Annotated in this window: 13 protein-coding genes and 4 pseudogenes; 7 read left to right on the top strand and 10 right to left on the bottom strand. The window is 69.8% G+C overall.

Annotated elements, in window-relative coordinates; all coding sequences use genetic code 11:
* Positions 1-81: 81 nt before the first annotated feature.
* The 5 genes and pseudogenes from ACRRRO_RS08695 to ACRRRO_RS08715 form a co-directional block, all read right to left on the bottom strand.
* Positions 82-1,422, bottom strand: a complete 1,341-nt coding sequence (locus ACRRRO_RS08695) for a DUF222 domain-containing protein (RefSeq protein WP_424795427.1) — start codon at positions 1,420-1,422, stop codon at positions 82-84.
* A 326-nt stretch (positions 1,423-1,748) separates the two neighbouring features.
* A complete protein-coding gene (locus tag ACRRRO_RS08700) occupies positions 1,749-2,435 on the bottom strand; it encodes an LppM family (lipo)protein (RefSeq protein WP_434081397.1) in 687 nt (228 codons plus the stop codon).
* 30 nt (positions 2,436-2,465) lie between these two features.
* Positions 2,466-4,965: pseudogene (locus ACRRRO_RS08705) on the bottom strand (phosphoketolase family protein).
* Between the two features lie 130 nt (positions 4,966-5,095).
* On the bottom strand, positions 5,096-5,473 hold the full coding sequence (locus ACRRRO_RS08710; protein WP_424795424.1) for a sensory rhodopsin transducer: 378 nt from the start codon (positions 5,471-5,473) through the stop codon (positions 5,096-5,098).
* Positions 5,470-6,795: a D-arabinono-1,4-lactone oxidase gene (locus ACRRRO_RS08715; protein ID WP_424795423.1), complete on the bottom strand. Its 1,326-nt coding sequence runs from the start codon at positions 6,793-6,795 to the stop codon at positions 5,470-5,472. Before ACRRRO_RS08715 ends, ACRRRO_RS08710 begins: the two co-directional genes overlap by 4 nt.
* Positions 6,796-6,944: 149 nt before the next feature.
* On the opposite strand from ACRRRO_RS08715, the pseudogene clpB reads away from it, so the two are divergent.
* A pseudogene (gene clpB / locus ACRRRO_RS08720) lies at positions 6,945-9,541 on the top strand (ATP-dependent chaperone ClpB).
* Between the two features lie 24 nt (positions 9,542-9,565).
* Here the strand turns inward: clpB and ACRRRO_RS08725 are convergent.
* Positions 9,566-10,117, bottom strand: coding sequence for a septum formation family protein (locus ACRRRO_RS08725; protein WP_424795421.1), 552 nt, complete (start codon positions 10,115-10,117; stop codon positions 9,566-9,568).
* A gap of 133 nt (positions 10,118-10,250) precedes the next feature.
* Between ACRRRO_RS08725 and ACRRRO_RS08730 the strand changes: the two genes are divergently transcribed.
* On the top strand, positions 10,251-11,213 hold the full coding sequence (locus tag ACRRRO_RS08730; RefSeq protein WP_424795420.1) for a J domain-containing protein: 963 nt from the start codon (positions 10,251-10,253) through the stop codon (positions 11,211-11,213).
* 10 nt (positions 11,214-11,223) lie between these two features.
* Here ACRRRO_RS08730 and ACRRRO_RS08735 read toward each other — a convergent pair whose 3' ends face one another.
* Both ACRRRO_RS08735 and ACRRRO_RS08740 read right to left on the bottom strand, forming a co-directional pair.
* Positions 11,224-12,060 (bottom strand): hypothetical protein, encoded by an 837-nt coding sequence (locus tag ACRRRO_RS08735; protein ID WP_424795419.1) that lies wholly within the window; start codon positions 12,058-12,060, stop codon positions 11,224-11,226.
* Positions 12,061-12,190: 130 nt separating this feature from the next.
* The gene (locus ACRRRO_RS08740) at positions 12,191-12,976 is read right to left on the bottom strand and encodes an exodeoxyribonuclease III (protein ID WP_424795418.1); all 786 of its coding nucleotides are present in this window, start codon (positions 12,974-12,976) and stop codon (positions 12,191-12,193) included.
* Between the two features lie 39 nt (positions 12,977-13,015).
* Here ACRRRO_RS08740 and pyrE point away from each other — a divergent pair, with 39 nt between their 5' ends.
* Together pyrE and ACRRRO_RS08750 are read left to right on the top strand one after the other, a co-directional pair.
* Positions 13,016-13,585 (top strand): orotate phosphoribosyltransferase, encoded by a 570-nt coding sequence (gene pyrE / locus ACRRRO_RS08745; RefSeq protein ID WP_424795417.1) that lies wholly within the window; start codon positions 13,016-13,018, stop codon positions 13,583-13,585.
* Positions 13,586-13,674: 89 nt separating this feature from the next.
* Entirely contained in the window at positions 13,675-14,601 is a 927-nt protein-coding gene (locus ACRRRO_RS08750; RefSeq protein WP_424795416.1) for a LemA family protein, read from the top strand.
* 105 nt (positions 14,602-14,706) lie between these two features.
* On the opposite strand, the gene ACRRRO_RS08755 is transcribed toward ACRRRO_RS08750, so the two are convergent.
* On the bottom strand, positions 14,707-15,450 hold the full coding sequence (locus ACRRRO_RS08755; RefSeq protein WP_424795787.1) for an HAD-IIA family hydrolase: 744 nt from the start codon (positions 15,448-15,450) through the stop codon (positions 14,707-14,709).
* 681 nt (positions 15,451-16,131) lie between these two features.
* On the opposite strand from ACRRRO_RS08755, the pseudogene ACRRRO_RS08760 reads away from it, so the two are divergent.
* Together ACRRRO_RS08760 and fbaA are read left to right on the top strand one after the other, a co-directional pair.
* Positions 16,132-16,766, top strand: a pseudogene (locus ACRRRO_RS08760) (TrmH family RNA methyltransferase).
* Between the two features lie 315 nt (positions 16,767-17,081).
* A pseudogene (fbaA, locus tag ACRRRO_RS08765) lies at positions 17,082-18,104 on the top strand (class II fructose-bisphosphate aldolase).
* 220 nt (positions 18,105-18,324) lie between these two features.
* Here fbaA and ACRRRO_RS08770 read toward each other — a convergent pair.
* A complete protein-coding gene (locus tag ACRRRO_RS08770; protein WP_424795414.1) occupies positions 18,325-18,738 on the bottom strand; it encodes an STAS domain-containing protein in 414 nt (137 codons plus the stop codon).
* A 108-nt stretch (positions 18,739-18,846) separates the two neighbouring features.
* On the opposite strand from ACRRRO_RS08770, the gene ACRRRO_RS08775 reads away from it, so the two are divergent.
* A complete protein-coding gene (locus ACRRRO_RS08775) occupies positions 18,847-19,560 on the top strand; it encodes a PAS domain-containing protein (RefSeq protein WP_434081398.1) in 714 nt (237 codons plus the stop codon).
* Positions 19,561-19,592 lie beyond the last annotated feature (32 nt).

The following is a 19,592-nucleotide window of genomic DNA, read 5'->3' on the forward strand; positions in this document are numbered from 1 at the left end:
GCCCTGTTCCACCCGGCCCGCGTTCCGGTCTCTGCGCATGCCATGGGCCCGGCGGTGGTGGCCGGGTGTGGGGCGGGGTGTTCAGGTGTGCCAGGTGACTCCGGTGGGTGTGACGGTGGCGGTTAGGTCATTGCTGTGGACGTGGGTGTGGTGGCGTTGGCATAGCAGGGCTGCGTTGTCCAGGTTGGTGTGTCCGCCGTGGGCCCAGAACTGGACGTGGTGGGCTTGGCACCACTGAGCAGGGATGGTGCAGCCTGGGAATGAGCATCCCTTGTCGCGATGCCAGAGGGCTCGTTGTTGGGCGCGGGTGAACAGGCGCTCATCACGGCCCTGGTCGAGGATTTCGCCCTCGGTGCCCAGCACTGCGGGGATGATCGAGGCATCGCAGGCCATGCGCCGCACGGTTTCCGGGGAGAGCACCTGCCCGGTCATCGTGATTCCGGCGCCGTTGGTCTTGGACTGTAGGTCACTGAGGGGGATGGTGATGAATACTTGGGCCTTGGTGGTCTGGGGGGTTCCCTCGGGGGCGGCTACGCCCCGTTGGATGATGGTGACCAGGGCGTCGGCCCGGCGGCGTGGTGCGCTGCGCGGATCGGGGGTGCCGTCCTCGGCCGGCTGCGGTTTGGACAGCGCTGACAAGGTGGCGTCGATGATGGCCGCCCCTTCGGGGTCGAGGAGGACCCGGTACTCGGTCATCCCGCCGGCTGCGGGCAGGGTGTAGAGGGCTCGGCGAGTTCGTTGCCCGTTCTCTTCGGCTTCCAAGTCCTTGGGTGGTTTGATGGTTCGCCGTGCCCGGCGCAGCAGGAGCGCCAGCTGCCGGTCGGTCCACCCGCATCGGCGCACCGGTGCCCCGCCTTCGGCGGCATCCCCGTCGTCGCCCCCGGCGTGGTTTTCGTCGTTCTTGTCGTTCTTCGGGTCCGAATGTTCGACCTGGTCGGTCGCGCCTTCGTTGATCGTCTTCATCGTGGTGGCAAGCGCCTCGGCCTCGGAGATCGGTTCCACCTCGTGGTGGAACTGAATGATCGCTGAGGCCTTGGAGGTGCTGATCAGCCCGGCATCGAACCCGGTCAGGGTGTTCTCCACACCGGGGGAGGGGTTGTTGATCGTTTCGGCGATGCGCGCGGTGTGGATCGCTTGCCCCCGCGGTGGCGCCGGGGCGTACTGGCTGGCCACCTTGACCAGGTAGTCCACCGCCGTCATTCCCTGGCCTGCGGGCAACCCGCGAGAGATCGCTTCGGCCGCGGCGTGTGCCTCCAGCCGGGCCACCTCGTGACGAATCCGACCCGCCTGCGCCAGCGCCTCGCCCAGGTCTGACTCACCCACCCGCCACCACCCACCGGCAGCAATCTCGCCAACGACCGAGGCGACCTGAGCCAACGCGGCCGGTGCCTGGATCATCGGTGGGACCTGGGTGATGGACATGAGTCGAACCTACAACCCACCTCCGACAAACGTTCGAATCGTTTTGGCGCTGTGGATAGCTACGCGGGTACGCCCGGCCTGGGGATAACTGTGCAGTTGACCGCTCGGGTGAGAGACCGGGAGGTCGCCGACCCCCGCCTCAGGGCTCTCGTCATCGGGCTCGGCCACCGACGCCGGACAGGACGCGTGCACCCAGTCGAGGAGGGTTGAGGTAGCCACTCGGGCCACAAGGCCCCGGTCCCCCGAGAGGCCGGGCCTTCCTCCATCCTCACAGCACACCGAGTACCGTTCGCTGCACGGGTCGGCTGCCCGCCCGGGTCGGTCACCTACGGCAAGTCAGTGCTGCTCGCCCGCTGCCTGCCGCCGTCGTCGGCTGATGACGAGCCAGAGGCCGGTCCCCACCAGCAGCAGCCCGAACAGCAGCACCGGAACCGGAACCGGTAGGGAGAAGCCGCTGCCTGCGTGGTGGCGAAGAGGGTGTCATCACCGGGCTCCAGGTCCCAGGAGACGGTGCGGCCCACCAGGGTGCCGTCGTGGTCGGTGACAGCCTCCGGGAAGGTCACCGACAAGTCGATCATCCACGGCGTGGCGACCTGATCGTCCTCCTCGGCGCCGTCCGGTGCGGTGAGGTCGAGGTCACCGAACCGGCCGGCCACGATGTGTCCGTCCTCCTCGGCGGCGACGATCAGTGCGCCGGAGGTGGACTCCTCGATCCGCTCGATCGGCACGTCCGTCAGCGTTAACGTGGCCCCGATGTACTCGCCGTCCTCGAACGGCTCCGCGGCGATGCCGGCATCCGGGGCCGCGGCGATCTCCTCGTCCAGGATGCGCTGCAGCGCGTAGGGATCCTGACCATTGGCCTCGGCCCAGGCCTGGCTGACGGCGACCACAACGTCACCGGAGAGGGTGTCATCGGTGCTGATGGTCACCCCGCCGTCCAGCCGCACGCAGCCGGTGAGCACCACGAGCGCGAGCAGGACTGCGCCTACCGGGCGCCAGATCCACGAAGTCATTCCTCGAGTGTGCCATCGTGCGGCGACGGCTCAGCCGTGGTCCGCGCCGGTATCGGTCGCAGCCGCTTGGGCGTTCGAGCCGGAGACGGTGCCCGAGTCGGCCGCGTCCGGCCACACCCAGTCGGCTACCTCGGGGATGTCCACACCGTGGTCGCGGGTGTACTGCCGGGCCTTCAGGCGGGCATCGCCCATCTCCTGGCGCAATCCGGCGTACCGGCTGCCCAACTGCGGCACCCGGTCGATCACGTCCATCACCAGGTGGTAGCGGTCCAAGTCGTTCAGCATCACCATGTCGAACGGTGTGGTGGTGGTGCCCTCCTCCTTGTATCCGCGCACGTGCAGGTTCGGGTGGTTCGTGCGCCGGTAGGTCAGTCGATGGATCAGCCACGGGTAGCCGTGGTAGGCGAAGAGGATCGGCTTGTCCTTGGTGAACACCGTGTCGAAGTCGCGATCGGACATCCCGTGCGAGTGCTCCCGGTCATCCTGCAGGCGCATCAGGTCCACCACGTTCACCACCCGCACCTTCAGGTCCGGCAGGTACTCGCGCAGCAGGCCGGCCGCAGCCAGGGTCTCGATGGTGGGAATGTCCCCGGCGCAGGCCAGCACCACGTCCGGGTCCTGCCCTTCCACCTCGGAGCCGGCCCAGTCCCACACCCCCACGCCGCGGGCGCAGTGGGCGATCGCGGCCTCCATGTCCAGCCACTGCGGACCGGGTTGCTTGCCGGCCACCACCACGTTGACGAAGTCCCGGGTGCCCAGGATCTGGTCGTAGACGCTCAGCAACGTGTTCGCGTCCGGTGGCAGGTACACCCGTACCACCTCCGCCTTCTTGTTCATCACATGGTCGATGAAGCCGGGGTCCTGGTGGGAGAAGCCGTTGTGGTCCTGGCGCCACACGTGCGAGGACAGCAGGTAGTTCAGCGACGGTATCGGTGCCCGCCAGGGGATCTCCTGGGTGACCTTGAGCCACTTGGCGTGTTGGTTGAACATCGAGTCGACGATGTGGATGAACGCCTCGTAGGAGTTCAGCATCCCGTGCCGGCCGCTCAGCAGGTAGCCCTCCAGCCATCCCTGGCACATGTGCTCCGACAGCATCTCCACCACCCGGCCGCTGGGTGCCAGATCATCGTCCTCATCGATGTCGCGGTACTCGGCGTTCCACTGCTTCGCGGTGACGTCGTAGACCCCCGATAGCCGGTTCGAGGCCGTCTCGTCCGGGCCGAAGATGCGGAAGTTGTCCGGGTTGGCCCGGATCACCTCGGTCAGCCACCGTCCCAGCACCTTGGTGGGCTCGTCGATGCGCGCGCCGGGGGCGGGAACGTCGACGGCGAAATCGCGGTGATCGGGCAGGCGCAGGTCGCGCAGCAGGAGCCCGCCGTTGGCATGGGGGTTGCCGCTCATCCGTTGTCGCCCCTGCGGGCAGAGGCCGGTGATGTCCGACGACGGAGCACCGTCGTCGTCGAACAGGTCGCCCGGGTGGTACGAACGCAACCATTCTTCGAGCAGGCGCAGGTGCTCGTCGTCGTCGCGGGCCTTCGCCAGGGGCACCTGGTGGGAACGCCAGGATCCCTCGACCACGTTGCCGTCGACCGTGACCGGTCCGGTCCATCCCTTGGGCGTGCGCAGGATGATCATCGGCCACGCGGGGCGGGCCTCATCGCCCTCGGCGGCGCGGGCCTTGATGTCGGCGATCTCATCCAGCACGCCGTCGAGTAGTTCGGCGTAGCGGCGGTGCGTGTCGGCGACCGGTTCGTCATCGAACCCGGCGGTGAACAGGTGCGGGTTGTGTCCGTATCCGCGCATCAGTTCCAACAACTCGGTCTCCCCGATGCGGTCCAGCACGGTCGGGTTGGCGATCTTGAAACCGTTGAGATGCAGGATCGGCAGCACCACCCCGTCGGTGCGCGGGTTGAGGAACTTGTTGCCGTGCCAACTGGTGGCCAGTGGTCCGGGTCTCGGCCTCACCGTCGCCGACGACGGTGACCACCAGCAGATCGGGATTGTCGAATGCGGCGCCGTAGGCATGGGAGAGCGAATAGCCCAACTCGCCGCCCTCGTTGATCGACCCGGGAACATCGGCAGCGACGTGACTGGGCACCCCGCCGGGGAAGGAGAACTGCTTGAACAACCGGCGCATGCCCTCGGTGTCCTGGGTGACGTCGGAGTAGGCCTCGGTCCAGGTGCCCTCCAGGTAGGAGGCGGAGACCAGGGCAGGCCCGCCGTGACCGGGACCGGTGACGTAGATGGCGTCCAGGGCCCGGTCGATGATGGCGCGGTTCATGTGCGCGTAGGTGAACGTCAGGCCCGGGGTGGTGCCCCAGTGGCCGAGCAGCCGCGGCTTGATGTGCTCGGGTTGCAACGGCTCGTCCAGGAGCGGGTTGGCCATCAGGTAGATCTGTCCGACCGACAGGTAGTTCGCGGCCCGCCACCACCGGTGCAGGGTGTTCAGACTGTCCTCGTTCACCTCCGTGGTGCTGCGGGGCCAGGCCGGAGCGGCAGGAGGTCGCGAGGTCTCAGCAGTGGTACCCATCTGCCCAGCGTGCACCGTGGCGCGCGGACGCGCCAGGGGGCGGCAGTACCCGGGGCCCTTGCAGCGCCTTGCGACGCCAGGGGGCGGAGGAACACCGGACCGTGGGGATGCCGGGAGCGACCACTTGGCCCTAGCCGGTTCCGTACCCCTGCATCGCCGACACCGTCAGGCCGTCGCGACGGGTGTCGGTGCGCACCACCTGGGCTACCACCGGGTGCTCGGTGCGCACGATCAACCCGTAGGGGACCCCCAGCGGAACCGGCACCGGGTCGAACAGGTCGTTGATCCGCACATGCCGCACCCGCCGCGCACCGACCGCCAGGGTGAACGGCCCCAATGGGTCCTCATCGGCCCGCAGCACCTCGATCTCGGCGGTGGCGTCCTGCGGCCCGGGGTTGAGCAGGCACAACTCCTCACGGCTGGTGAACTCCGGCTCCGCCCCGGTGCCGGTGGCCGGGATGCACCCGGCCGGGAAGACCCAGATGCGATGCCCCAACTGCTCGGTCATGACTGGCCCCCGTTCGCGCCGTCCTGGTCCTGCTCCAGCAACGAACGCAGGTAGTCGTTCATCAGCACCCCGTCCGGGTCGTGCCGGCGCCGGATCTGCTGGAAGTGTTGCCACTGCGGGTACATCGGTGCCAGGTGGGTGGCCGTGCGGGAGTGCTTCTTGCCCCAGTGCGGGCGACCGCCGTAATCCAGCAGCAACGGTTCCATGTCCGCGAAGTAGGGGTCCTCGGGCAGGTCGGCGTTGTGCAGCAGGGCGATGCTCATCGAATCGTGCCCGGTGGCATTGGACAGCATCAGGTCATCGGCCGCGATGGTGCGTACCAGAACCCGCCAGGCCACGTGGTGACGGTGGCGGGACTTGATGCGTTCCCGCACCGCCTGGAACACGTCCATGCCGACCTCCAACGGGAACAGGTACTCCATCTCATCGAAGCGCAACGGGGGCACGGTCGGGATGATCTCGTGGCTGGGGCCGGTCTGCTCGGTCACCACGTGGGCGTCTGCCGGCATCACGGAGGCGGTGTGCTCGGGCAGGTTCAGCGTGCGCACCTTGACCTCGTCCCTGCGGGGGTACCAGTAGATGTCGGCGTTGCGGTTGGTCAGGGACAACTCCAGGAAGTGGTCGATGGCCCACTCCGCGCCCGCGCTCCACTCCAGGCGGCGCAGGTCGTACTCGGGGGTGGCGCGGATGGTCACCGCCGTCATTACCCCGATCGTGCCCAGCGACACCCCGATCGCCCGCAGCAGCGCATCCTCGGTGCGACCCGCGCCGGCCCCTGCCCTGGCGATGCCGTCGTCACCGCCGACCGGGCGGCTGCCCGGCGGCGGCGCGGTGGCCGGGGACGCGTCGTCGTCGAACCCGAAGTCGAGCACCTCCCCGGTCCCGGTGACCATCCGCCCGCCGGCCAACAGGGTGGACAGGTTGCCGAACTGGAGCCCGGTGCCGTGGGTGCCGGTGCCGATCGCCCCGGCCAGGGTCTGGTAGGACACGTCGCCGAAGTTCTCCATCGCCAGGCCCACCTGCGCCAACTCCGCACCCGCCTGGTCCAGGGTGGTGCCCGCGCCGAGTCGGGCCAGGCCGGCCTCGGTGTCGTGATCGATGAGTCCGGATAGGCCGTCCAGGGACACCAGGACGTCCTCGGAGGCGATCAGCGGTGTGGAGGAGTGCCCGCTCCCGCGGGGCCGGACGGTGTGACCGTGTTCGCGGGCCCGGCCGATGATGCGGGCGAGTTCACCCTCGTCCGCGGGTTCGAGGTGCCGGCCGGGGGTGAACCGGACAGAGCCGGACCAGGTGCGGTACTCCCGCGCGGCGGCCTCATCCATGACTTTCACGTTAGGTGCCCGCACCTGCCGGCGCCACTTGCGCAGGCGGCTTCAGGAGGATGCCTGCCGGCCACCCTGAGCGGAATAGACTCAACTTCGCTGGAGTTGTCCCTTATGGACCCTGATACTGCTCGCGGAGGAAGCGAACTTTGGACACTCAACTCACCACCAAGTCCCAGGAGGCGCTGTCGGCAGCCGTCCGCAACGCCTCGGCCGCCGGTCACGCCCAGGTCGAGCCCGCCCACGTGCTGGCCGCCCTGCTCGCCCAGGAGGACGGGATCGCCGTCGCGCTGTTGAACGCCCTGGGGGTCGCTCCGGCCATGGTCGCCGGGCGCACCGAAGGTGTGCTCACGGGCATGCCCGCGGCCTCGGGATCTTCGGTCAACCAGCCCCAGGTGTCTCGCGGCCTGGCCACGGTGATGAAGACCGCCGGCGAGGAGGCCAAGGCGCTGGGGGATGAGTTCGTCTCCACCGAGCACCTGCTCATGGCCCTGGCGACCGACTCCGGCAACGCCGGTGAGGTGCTGCGTTCCATGGGTGCCAACCGCGACGCGCTGGCGGCCACGCTGCCGAACGTGCGGGGTTCGGCAGGGTCACCACAGCGGACCCCGAGGGCACCTTCCAAGCCCTGGAGAAGTACGGCACCGACCTGACCGCCGCCGCTCAGGAGGGGCGGATTGACCCGATCATCGGGCGCGACACCGAGATCCGCCGGGTGGTGCAGGTGCTCAGCCGGCGCACGAAGAACAACCCCGTCCTCATCGGGGAGGCCGGCGTCGGGAAGACCGCCGTGGTGGAGGGCCTGGCCCAGCGGATGGTCGACGGCGACGTGCCCGCCTCCCTGCAGGGCAAGCGACTGATCTCCCTGGACCTGGGAGCGATGGTGGCCGGGGCGAAGTACCGCGGGGAGTTCGAGGAGCGCCTCAAGGCGGTGCTCGATGAGATCAAGGACTCCGACGGCGAGATCATCACGTTCATCGACGAACTGCACACCGTGGTCGGTGCCGGCGCCACGGGTGGAGACTCCACCCTGGACGCGGGCAACATGCTCAAGCCGATGCTCGCCCGCGGAGAGTTGCGCATGGTCGGGGCCACCACGCTGGATGAGTACCGCGAGTCCATCGAGAAGGACGCCGCCCTGGAGCGCCGGTTCCAGCAGGTGTTCGTCGATGAGCCCTCGGTGCCGGACACGGTGGCGATCCTGCGCGGCATCGCGCCCAAGTACGAAGCCCACCACAAGGTGGAGATCGCCGATGGTGCCCTGGTGGCTGCGGCGTCGCTCTCGCACCGGTACATCACCGGACGGCAGCTGCCGGACAAGGCCATCGACCTGGTCGATGAGGCCGCCTCCCAACTCCGGATGGAACTGGACTCCTCCCCGATGGAGATCGATGAACTCCAGCGGGCCGTGACCCGCCTGGAGATGGAGGAGTCCTACCTCTCCGACGCCGACAACGACGAGGCCTCCGCCGAGCGACTCGCGCAGTTGCGCGCCGATCTGGCCGACCGGCGGGAGGAACTGGTGGCCCTGACCACCCGGTGGGAGGCGGAGAAGGCCGGCCGTAACCGGGCCGGTGATCTGCGCGAGCGGCTGGACACGCTGCGCACCGAGGCGGCCCGCGCCGAGCGCGAGGGAGACCTGGAGACCGCCTCCCGGCTGCGTTACGGGGAGATCCCGGGCGTGGAACGCGAGATCGCCGAGGCCGAGGCCGAAGAGGCCGGCACCACCGAGCAGGCCCCGATGATCGCCGAGCGGGTGGGTCCCCAGGAGATCGCCGAGGTGGTCGCGGCCTGGACCGGGATCCCCACCGGCAAGCTGCTGGAGGGGGAGACCGAGAAGCTGCTGCACATGGAGGAGGTCATCGGCCAGCGTCTGGTGGGCCAGCGCGACGCCGTCGGAGCCGTCTCCGATGCGGTGCGCCGTTCCCGCGCCGGGGTGGCCGACCCCGACCGGCCCACCGGTTCGTTCCTGTTTCTCGGACCCACAGGTGTGGGTAAGACCGAAATGGCCAAGTCCCTGGCGGACTTCCTCTTCGACGACGAGCGCGCCATCGTGCGCATCGACATGAGCGAGTACTCCGAGAAGCACTCCGTGGCCCGCCTGGTCGGTGCCCCGCCCGGGTACGTGGGCTATGAGGAGGGTGGTCAGCTCACCGAGGCGGTGCGGCGCCGGCCCTACTCGGTGGTGCTGCTCGATGAGGTGGAGAAGGCCCACCCGGAGGTCTTCGACATCCTGCTGCAGGTGCTCGACGACGGGCGCCTGACCGACGGTCAGGGCCGCACGGTGGACTTCCGCAACACCATCCTGGTGCTCACCTCCAACCTGGGATCGCAGTTCCTGGTGGACCCGTCCCTGGACCCGGCGGCGAAGAAGGAATCGGTGATGACCGCCGTGCGGGCCTCGTTCAAGCCCGAGTTCCTCAACCGTCTCGATGAGATCGTCGTCTTCGACGCCCTGACCATCGATGAACTCGGCACCATCGTGGACCTGCAGGTGCGTCACCTGGCGGACCGTTTGGCCGACCGCCGGCTGCAGTTGGAGGTGACCCCCGCGGCGCGGGAGTGGCTGGCCCTGGAGGGCTACGATCCCGCCTACGGGGCCCGGCCGCTGCGCCGGCTCATCCAGCGTGAGATCGGGGACCCCCTGGCGAAGTTGCTGCTGGCCGGGGAGACGGTGGACGGGGATCGCGTCACGGTCGATCGCGCGCAGGAGACGAGCGCTGGCCTGGTGCTCACCAGCGACTGACCACGGCGGACGATCGGTCGGACCTCACAGCGCTTCCGTGTGTAACTCCACGTCCCCGGCCGTGAAACTGCCGGTCAGGTGATGGTCCGGCTCAACCGTGAGCAGGCACCGCATCATGCGATCCCCCTCCTCCCAGGAATCGGAGGTGGGGGAGACGGTGTGGGTGCGCAGCGCCGCGGTGTCGACCTCCTCCGGAACCACCTGGTAGGAGACCGGCAGGCAGTGCTCCTCGGCCTGCCGGGCGTAGGCGTAGCGACTGTCGAACTCCGCGTCGGTGATCTCCTCGGTGGCCACCACCTCGGCCTGGTGCGGCGCCGCGCACGGGACCTGGCGCAACAGATCGTCGTGCACGTACTCCAACGACTCCAGGCACGCCCCCAGGGCCAACCGCGTCTCGGGCACATCGACCGCGGTATCGGTGTCACCGGGTGCGAGTTCGTCCTGCCCGCTACGGGAGATCATGATGCCGGCGACCGCCGCCAGGGCGAGCACCGCCACGACCGCCACGACCGCCGCGGCGATCCGCGCTCGACGTCGTCCCTCGGTGCGCCCGGGTGCGTGCGGCGACGTGCTCATGGTCACGCACCCTATCGGCCGGTGCTGCCACGGCGGCAGCGCGGCGTCATCCCGGCGGCCGCGGGGACGGGGCGATGGAATGGGTGCCCACGCGGGTTAAGGTGTGCTGGTCCGTCTCCCGGAGGTTGCTGGCATGTCCGATCGACTCATGGGCAGAAGCGCCTATGAGGTGCTCGGGGTGTCCGCGCAGGCCTCCGATGCCGAACTCAAGCGCGCCTACCGCCGCATGATGCGCCAGTCCCATCCCGATCTGGGCGGGGACCCTGAGGTTTTCGCGGCCGTGCAGGCGGCCTGGGCGCAGGTGAGCAGCCCGCGGTTGCGCGCCGTGCATGACCAACGACGGCGGAGTTCACCCGCTGCCGGGCCGGAACCGGAGCAGCGGGTCTGGGCCGCCGGTACTGCGGGGCGATCCTCGGCCTCGCGTTCGGCACCGGCGCGGGCCCGATCCCACGGGCACCCCGGGGGGTGGTCCCGCCAGCAGTACCTGACGCTGGTCCGCGAATGGGTCGGGCGCGGCGTGGACCTGACCGACCCCTACGAGCCCGCCCTGGTGCGGCGCGCACCCCGGGAGATCCGCCACCTGCTGGCCGATGCGGTCGCCGAGGAGGCCACCGCCAAAGCGCTGGCCGACCTGGGCTCGGCGTTCACCGTCTGGCATGACGTGGCCACGACCAGAAGCCCCCGTTCGGCCGCCGCCGCCGGGCACACTAAGATCGATCACATCGCGCTGGGGCCCACCGGGTTGTTCGCGATCCAGTCCGAGGACTGGGGCGCTCCGGTGCGGCCGGGCACCCGCGACCTGCACAGCGAAGGGCTGGCCGAGCGGGAGCGGCCGATGAAGGACCTGGCCGGCCGGCTCCGGGCAGCGCGCTCCTGGGGGCTGCACTTCACCGCGCTGGTGGTGGTGCTGCCCGATGGGCACCTGGAGGCCGACACCGCGGTGGTGGGGCGCTCGCGGCGGCTGCGGCGGATGGTGGTGCGCAGCAGCGCGATCGCCGCACTGCTGCGCACCGGCGTCCCGGGGGTGCCCGGGCTGGAGGCGGACGTGCTCTTCGACTGGCGCACGCGGCTGCACCGGTCGATCCACTTCGTCTGAGCCAGGACGGTCAGTTCAGCAGGTCGCCCTCGAACGGCCCGGTGGCACCACGGGCAAGACACATCAGCTGGGTGTTGCCCTCTTGCCAACCCTCGCCGCTGGGAATCAGGTACCACGGCATCACCTGGACCTCGTCGGTGGGCAACGCCTCGACCTGGTCGGTGCAGACCTGGTCGGCCTGGGTCTCCAACTCCTCCTGCCCGGGAAAGTCACCGTCCAGGGTGTGGACCGAGATCACCTGGGCGATGTGGGTCTGCGCGCAGGGCACCACCCGCACATCACCCACCGGGCGGGCCGGGGGCAGCGTGAGTATGCAGTTGCCTTCGGCCAGGGTGGCCGAGGCGATCGTGCGCGGGGTGTCGGTGTCACCGGCCTGGGGGGTCTCGGTGAGGCGGTCGAACGTGCCGGTGAGTGCCAAGGTGATCACGGTCAGGATCCATCCGACCGTGAACAGCGCCCCCAGCACGATGGCGCTCATTGCCAGCGCCGGGCTGCGTCGTCGTCCGCCCTTGACGCGGGGGCGGGCCAGCAGGCCCAGCACCAGTCCGGGCAGGCCCAGCACCGAGGTGATCAGGCCGAGCACGGCGCGCGGCTCCAACTTCGCCTTGGGCATCTGCGGGAAGGTGAAGTGGCCGTAGTTGCCACTGGACTCCTGCATCGGCGGAGGTGCGGATCGCTGACCGTAGGGGCTCTGGCCGGGCGAGGCGGCGGGTTCGGCGGTGGGTGAGCCGGCCGGACCCGTGGGCACCGTGGGCACCGGCGGTGCTCCCGGGGGTGCTTCCCAGCGCTTCTGCCGCCGCTGGGCGCGGGACGGCTTGCCCGGTGGCGGCTGGGGCGGCTCGGTCATGGAGACACCCTAAACGCCGGTCGCGCCCGCTGGCTCACGCGGTGTGCCTGTCCGGGGGAGGTCGGTCAGGCGCGCCGGTCATGCGCGCCCGCCCCGGTCAGGCGTGCCGGTTCATGCGCGCCCGCCCCGGTCAGGCATCCACCTCGATGATCACCGGCACATGGTCCGAGGCGCCCTTGCCCTTGCGTTCATCGCGGTCGATGGCGGCGCCCAGCACCCTCTCGGCCAGGGCGGGAGAGGCCAGGGCGAAGTCGATGCGCATGCCCTCGTTGCGGGGAAAGCGCAGGCGCTGGTAGTCCCAGTAGGTGTAGGCGCCGGGGGTGTGGGCGCGGGTGACCTCGACGAACCCGGCCTCCTGCAGTGATGCGAAGGCGTCCCGCTCCGGTGGGGAGACGTGGGTGGCGCCCTCGAAGACGGCGGTGTCCCAGACGTCCTCGTCCAGCGGTGCGACGTTGAAGTCCCCCAGGAGTGCGATCCGCGCGTCGCCATCCTGTTCCAGCCAGGTGGCGGCCTGGTGCCGAAGTGCCGCGAGCCAGTCCAGTTTGTACAGGTAGTGCGGGTCCACCAGGGTGCGCCCGTTGGGCACGTACAGGCTCCAGACGCGCACGCCGCCGCAGGTGGCGCCGAGCGCCCGGGCCTCGGCGGCCGGGGGGTCGCCCCAGGTGGGCTGCTCGGCGAAGTGGGTCTGCACGTCCGCCAGGCCCACGCGAGAGGCGATCGCGACGCCGTTCCACTGGTTCAGGCCGTGGAAGGCCACCTCGTAGCCGATCGCCTCGAAGTCCATCACCGGGAACTTCGCGTCGGCGACCTTGGTCTCCTGCATCGCCAGCACGTCGGCGCCGGTGCGTTGCAGCCAGGCGGTGACCCGGTCGAGCCGGGACCGGATGGAGTTGACGTTCCAGGTGGCGATTCTCATGCCGATCACCGTATCGCCAGGGCCGATACCCTGGATCGCGTGAACACCTCTCCCCTGGACCGGCTGATCGAACTCGTGGCGGACCTGGCAGTGGTGCACGGTGAGGTCACGCTCAGCAGCGGCAAGAAGGCCGACTACTACGTGGACATGCGCCGGGCCACCCTGCATCACGAAGCCGCCCCGCTGATCGGGCACCTGCTGCTGGACCGGTTGGAGGAGGCCGGGATGGGTGTGGCTGAGGTGGACGCCGTGGGCGGGCCCACGATGGGCGCTGACCCGGTGGTTTCGGCCGTGCAGCACGCCGCGGCCAGCCGGGGCCTGTCCCTGGATGCGTTCCTGGTGCGTAAGGAAGCCAAGGGGCATGGAATGCGCAGGCAGGTGGAGGGGCCCGATGTCGGCGGCCGGCGGGTTGTGATCCTGGAGGACACCTCCACCACCGGGAACTCGCCGTTGTTCGCCGCTCGGGTAGCCCGTGAGCACGGCGCGCAGGTGGTCGGCGTGGCGACCGTGGTGGACCGGGACACCGGGGCTCGGGAGGCGATGGAGCGGGCCGGGCTACCGTACGTCTGGCTGCTCTCGGCCGAGGATCTCGGATTGACCACCCGTTAGACTCGATCCCGGTTCGCGCCCTCGGGTGATGGACCGGAAGGGGTGGGGGAACCGTTTCTCCACTCGGGACACCCAGGAGGTGGGCCACGGTGGAATTCGTACTCGTGCTACTGCTCGTGATCGTCGTCATCCTGGTGATCTGGGCGATCACGATGTACAACCGGCTGGTGCGCCTGCGGAACCTGGTGCAGGAGGCGTGGCGCCAGATCGACGTCGAACTGCACCGGCGTTATGACCTCATCCCCAACCTGGTGGAGACGGTCAAGGGCTACGCCGTGCACGAGCGATCGGTGTTCGAGGAAGTCACCCAGGCTCGCGCGCAGGCCGCCACACCGGGAGCCTCCCCGGGCCAGCAGGCCGCGCAGGAGGACATCCTGTCCAACGCCCTGGGCCGCCTGTTCGCGGTGGCGGAGAACTACCCGCAACTGCGTGCCGCAGAGAACTTCCTGCAGTTGCAGAACGAACTGACCAACACCGAGGACCGGATCGCCGCCGGGCGCCGCTTCTACAACGCCAACGTGCGCACGCTGAACACCAAGGTGGAGGTGTTCCCCTCCAACATCATCGCCGGCATGTTCAACTTCGTGCGCGCTGAGTACTTCGAGGCCAACAACCCCGCGGTGCGGGCGGTACCGAACGTCTCGTTCTCTGATTCCCAGGGCAACCTGGGTGGCTACGGGCAGGGCCAGGCGCCCCAGCAGCAGGGTGGCCTGGCACAGCCCTCTCACGGCGGTCAGCCCGGAGCATTCCAGCCCGGTCAGGGCGGTGGCCGGCCCGGCTACTTCCAGCAAGGTCAGCAAGCGCCGCCCCCACACGCGGGTCAGCCGGGTCAGCACGGTGGGCACGGTGGGCACGGTCAGGCGCCCGGCCAACCGTCGCAGCCGGGCGGGCAGCCCCCGCAGCCGGGTCAACCCCCGCAGCCGGGTCAACCGCCGCAGCCCGGCGGGCAGCACCCGGACCAGGGCCAGCCCGGTTCGGGCGGCTACCCGAACTCACCGCCCCCAACCCAGGGCTGACCTGACCTGCACTGCGGGTCGACCTGCACCGCGGGCTGAAGGCGGACCGCGCCGGCTGACGACGGTGCCCCGCGAGCCGGGTGACCGGGGGTATGCGAGGCTGGGTTACCCGAGCCGTTCCAGTAGCGCCGCGATGTCGTCGTGCACCTCGCTGGGCCGGTAGGGGAAGCGTTCGATCTCCTCGGGCCGAGTGGAGCCGGACAGCACCAGGAAGGTACGCAAACCGGCCTCCATCCCCGCCACGATGTCGGTATCCATCCGGTCCCCGATCATCGCGGTGTGCTCGGAGTGGGCATCGATCCGGTTCAGCGCGGTCCGGATCATCACCGGGTTCGGCTTGCCCACGAAGTAGGGCTCGCGCCCGGTGGCCGCGGTGATCATCGCCGCCACCGATCCGGTGGCCGGGATCGGTCCCTGCCCGGAGGGTCCGGTCACGTCGGGGTTCGTGGCGATGAACCGTGACCCGGAGCTGACCAGCCGGATCGCCCGCGTGATCGCCTCGAAGGAGTAGGTGCGCGTCTCCCCGAGCACCACGAAGTCCGGGTCGGTGTCGGTGAGGGTGTAGCCCTTCTCGTACAGCGCCGTGGTCAGCCCGGCCTCGCCGATGGCGTACGCGCTGCCCTCGGGGATCTGGTCGGCCAGGAAGGTGGCGGTGGCCAGCGCCGAGGTCCAGATGTGGGTCTCCTCCACCTCGATCCCGGTGGCGCGCAGCCGCGCGGCCAGATCCCGCGGGGTGAAGATCGAGTTGTTGGTGAGGATCTGGAACGGGATGTCCTTGTCCCGCAGCGCGGCGATGAACTCCGCAGCACCCGGCAGAGCGTGCTCCTCATGGACCAGCACGCCGTCCATGTCGGTCAGCCAGTTCGAAATCCGTTCACCCACCGCGCTCGCCTCTCAGATCGGGCCGGCCAGGTCCTCGCTGCGCGCTGAGTGACCGCTTCCGGCTTCTTGCCCCAGCCTAGCGAGCCCGCCACGGCGCGCGATGCGCACGCACACACGCCCGCCTCCGCCCACCCCCGCTCCCGCTCATGCCCGCCCGGTTGCCCTCGGCCCCGCAGGCATGCCCGCCCGGTTGCCCTCGGCCCCCCCGCCACGCTTCCGCCCGGCCCCGCGCCACCGCCCGCCCCGCCCCCGCCACGCTTCCGCCCGGCCCCGCGCCACCGCCCGCCCCGCCCCCGCGCCACAACCATCCAATCGGTCGGTTGTAGCGGCTGAACGAGCCCACCGGTCACCCTAACTGACCAATTGGATGGTTCCGGCGCGTTGGATGCCGGGGCGGGGGAGGTGAGCGGGGCGGGGGAGGCGACCCGGGGCGGGGAGGTGACCGGGGCGGGGCGCGAATGGAGGCCGGGGAGCGGGGATACTGGGGTGGTGGAGCACGACCAGGACCAGGGGTATGGGCCGACCGATGCAGGCGGCCCCGGAGGCGTGCCCGTGACCGGTGCAGAGCCGGGACGCGAAACCGAGGTGCAGCCGGAGCACCGGCCCGAGGGGCAGCGCCGAGCGCAGCCGGAGCACCCCGACGCCGAGTTGGGGCCGCCGGTCGAACAGGGCGTCGGGCCGTGGCCGGGAGGACCTGATGCCTGGCCGGAGGGGGACCACTACGACCCCGACCTGCTCGCCCGCGGGGACCGGCGCAACGTCGTCGATGCCTACCGGTACTGGCGCCTGGAGGCGATCGTGGCGGACCTGGACACCACCCGCCACGGCTTCCACGTGGCCATCGAGAACTGGGGCCGGGACTTCAACATCGGCTCGGTGGTGCGCAGTGCGAACGCCTTCGGGCCGCCGCCGTCCATATCGTGGGTCGACGACGGTGGAACCGTCGCGGCGCCATGGTGACCGACCGGTACCAGCACGTCCACCATCACCCCGACATCGAGCACCTGGTGGCCTGGGCCGCCGAACGGACTCTGCCCGTCATCGGCATCGACAACCTGCCCGGCTCGGTGCCGCTGGAGCACCGGAGGCTCCCGCGGGAGTGCGTGCTGCTGTTCGGTGAGGAACAGGCCGGCCTGAGTCCGGCCGCGCAACGGGCCAGCACCGAGATCGTGCACATCACCCAGTATGGCTCCACCCGCTCCATCAACGCCGGCGCCGCAGCCGCGGTGGCGATGTACCACTGGGCCCTGCAGCACGCCCGGGTGCCCGAGCCCCAGCAGTAGACGTCGCCGGAGCGCTCCGACGCCTACTACCGCGCCTCCGTCCGGCACACCCCCGCCGCGCTGCCGACGTCGCGTTACTCCCGGCGCCGCACCGCCGCCCTGTCCCGTCCAGCACCCAGCGTCGGAGGTCGCATCGCGCCCGGCGGTTGCGTCGTCGTCGGCCCTCAGCCCGGCCACGGCCGGCCCTCGTCTTCATCCCGAATCCGGCATCGGGGCCGATCCGTGGAAGACTGGAGCGGCTGGTGCTTCGCCCGGCGCAGACGCGCGTCCCCCCGGGGCGCCCAGATGAGAATCGCAGACGAACAGGAGATAGCAATGGGTATTGCCACCCCTGAGGTGTACGCGGAGATGATCGACCGCGCCAAGGCGGGCTCGTTCGCCTACCCCGCGGTGAACGTGACCTCCTCCCAGACCCTGACCGCGGCCCTGCGTGGGTTCGCCGAGGCAGAGAGCGACGGCATCATCCAGGTGTCGGTGGGCGGTGCCGAGTACGCCTCCGGATCCACCATCAAGGACAGGGTGGCCGGTTCGCTGGCGATGGCCGCCTACGCCCACGAGGTCGCCAAGAACTACCCGGTCACCATCGCCCTGCACACCGACCACTGCGCCAAGGAGAACCTGGACTCCTGGGTTCGCCCGCTGATGGAGATCGAGGCCAAGCAGGTTGCCGATGGTGGCCTGCCCTCCTTCCAGTCGCACATGTGGGACGGCTCGGCGGTGCCGCTGGATGAGAACCTGCAGATCGCCTCCGAGCTCCTGGAGAAGGCGCAGGCGGCGAACATCATCCTGGAGATCGAGGTCGGCGTGGTCGGCGGCGAGGAGGACGGCGTCGCCCACGAGATCAACGAGAAGCTCTACACCACCGTGGAGGACGGCCTGGCCACCGTGCGGGCGCTGGGGATCGGGGAGAAGGGTCGCTACATGACCGCCCTGACCTTCGGCAACGTGCACGGGGTGTACAAGCCCGGCCACGTCAAACTACGTCCGGAACTCCTCGGTGAGATCCAGCAGGCGGTTGGTGCCGAGGTCGGTCGGGACAAGCCGTTCGACCTGGTGTTCCACGGCGGCTCGGGCTCGACCGCCGAGGAGATCGCCACCGCGGTGGACCACGGGGTGATCAAATGAAACATCGACACCGACACCCAGTACGCCTTCACCCGTCCGGTGGTGACGCACATGTTCCACAACTACGACGGTGTGCTGAAGGTCGACGGCGACGTGGGTAACAAGAAGGCCTACGACCCGCGCGCCTGGGGCAAGCTCGCCGAGGCCGGTATGGCCGATCGGATCGTGCAGGCCTGCCAGGAGTTGCGTTCGGCGGGCCAGAAGCTCAACTGAGCCGGCGCGTCATGACGGCGCGGTGTGCCGGGGACACACCCGGGGCGCCGCGCCGTTGCGCTGTGCCCAAGACCTGTGAGACCGGTGAACTGCCCGTGCGAACGGGGGGATGCGGCGCCGGTTTGCCGCACCCGACTGGTCTCGGCGATGAGGTGGGGCGACGCTGTGGCGGGATGGGACATCGGCGACGGCGGAGGGACGGGACGCCTGCGGGCGGCGGTCAGGCGATGGCATCCGGTGGGTCGTCGTCGGGCCGGCGGGGCAACGGGATGGCGCCGCCGTGATCGTCCCCACTGGTGTCGACCACCTCGACCAACTCCCCGATCCGGGTGACCTCCAGCAGGAACGTCAGCACTTCCGGGGGGTTGAGGATCTGCACCCGGCCCGGAGTACGGCTGGCCAGGCGGGCCAGCAGCGCGACCCCGGAGGAGTCGATGAAGGTCACGTGCCTGGCATCCACCTGGGTGGGCACTCCGGCCGCCTCGGCCTCGGCGACGGCGTCGGTCAGTTCGGCGCTGACGGAGACATCGACCTCACCGCTGAGCACGATGCGGGTACGGTCGGACTCGAGCAGCGTGTGCACACTGCCGCGCTCACCGCGCGGGTGCTCCTCGCCACTGTTAACGTCGGCCAAGGTCAGCCTCCAGGTGCGGTTCGGTCGAACGGGTGCGGAACGGACGCGATCGGTGCGTACCACGGATCAGACCATGTCGTGACATGCGAGACAAGGAGCCCTCCCACGATGGGACCCGATGCAACCTCCGAGGCTACCGAATCTGTCGAGATGGTGCAGGCCACGGCTCGGGAGGACGCCGTCCGGGCCCTGCTGGAGGGCGATTTCGCTATCGGTGTCTGGGACCGGCACGGAGGCGCGTTCCGAGCGGTCTGGGTGAACGAGGCATTCACCGAGGTGACCGGGTACACCCTGCAGCGAGCGCAGGCACTCGGGGAGGGCATCCTGCGCCCGGGGTACCGTGCCGTGATCGCCGAGCAGGTTGACGAAGTGGGCCCGCAGTCGGACCCCTTGCACACGTCCCTACCGATCCGCACCACGGACGGGGAGGACCTGGACGTCCCCGTCACGCTCACGGTCCGGCACGACCCGGAGACCGGGGAGGCACGGCGGCTGATCTTCGTTCAGCGCCAGGCCGCCACCACTGCTGAGCAGTTGCTGCCCGAGCACCACTCCCGCCGGGCGCTGGAGGTGGTGGCCAAGATCTCGGAGATCCTGGTCGACTTCGACGAACCGATGGCCCTGAGTGCCATTGCCAGGATGGTCGGGGCCGGATGCACATCTGGTGCGGTTTCGTCGTCGACGACGGCCTGTTGCGGATGTCGGAGGACATCACCGAGCACGTGCGGGTACGCCACGTGGGGGTGGCCCGCGGGCGCACCAGCGCCGACCTGGCCGACCCGGTGGCACGCCTGCTGTCGCGGGAGCGGATCGAGTCGCTGAACCTCCCGCTGGACGGGCGGCACCCGTCTGGT

The organism is Sanguibacter sp. Z1732 (assembly GCF_051020515.1).
GTDB lineage: Bacteria > Actinomycetota > Actinomycetes > Actinomycetales > Beutenbergiaceae > CALKWS01.

What these genes read in the sequence shown, in the direction of transcription:
- ACRRRO_RS08700 (WP_434081397.1), bottom strand. Translation starts at nt 2,435, where the DNA reads ATGACTTCGTGGATCTGGCGCCCGGTAGGCGCAGTCCTGCTCGCGCTC.
- ACRRRO_RS08715 (WP_424795423.1), bottom strand. Translation starts at nt 6,795, where the DNA reads ATGGATGAGGCCGCCGCGCGGGAGTACCGCACCTGGTCCGGCTCTGTC.
- ACRRRO_RS08775 (WP_434081398.1), top strand. Translation starts at nt 18,847, where the DNA reads ATGGGACCCGATGCAACCTCCGAGGCTACCGAATCTGTCGAGATGGTG.
- ACRRRO_RS08755 (WP_424795787.1), bottom strand. Translation starts at nt 15,450, where the DNA reads ATGGACGGCGTGCTGGTCCATGAGGAGCACGCTCTGCCGGGTGCTGCG.
- ACRRRO_RS08730 (WP_424795420.1), top strand. Translation starts at nt 10,251, where the DNA reads ATGTCCGATCGACTCATGGGCAGAAGCGCCTATGAGGTGCTCGGGGTG.
- ACRRRO_RS08740 (WP_424795418.1), bottom strand. Translation starts at nt 12,976, where the DNA reads ATGAGAATCGCCACCTGGAACGTCAACTCCATCCGGTCCCGGCTCGAC.
- ACRRRO_RS08725 (WP_424795421.1), bottom strand. Translation starts at nt 10,117, where the DNA reads ATGAGCACGTCGCCGCACGCACCCGGGCGCACCGAGGGACGACGTCGA.
- ACRRRO_RS08695 (WP_424795427.1), bottom strand. Translation starts at nt 1,422, where the DNA reads ATGTCCATCACCCAGGTCCCACCGATGATCCAGGCACCGGCCGCGTTG.
- ACRRRO_RS08710 (WP_424795424.1), bottom strand. Translation starts at nt 5,473, where the DNA reads ATGACCGAGCAGTTGGGGCATCGCATCTGGGTCTTCCCGGCCGGGTGC.
- ACRRRO_RS08735 (WP_424795419.1), bottom strand. Translation starts at nt 12,060, where the DNA reads ATGACCGAGCCGCCCCAGCCGCCACCGGGCAAGCCGTCCCGCGCCCAG.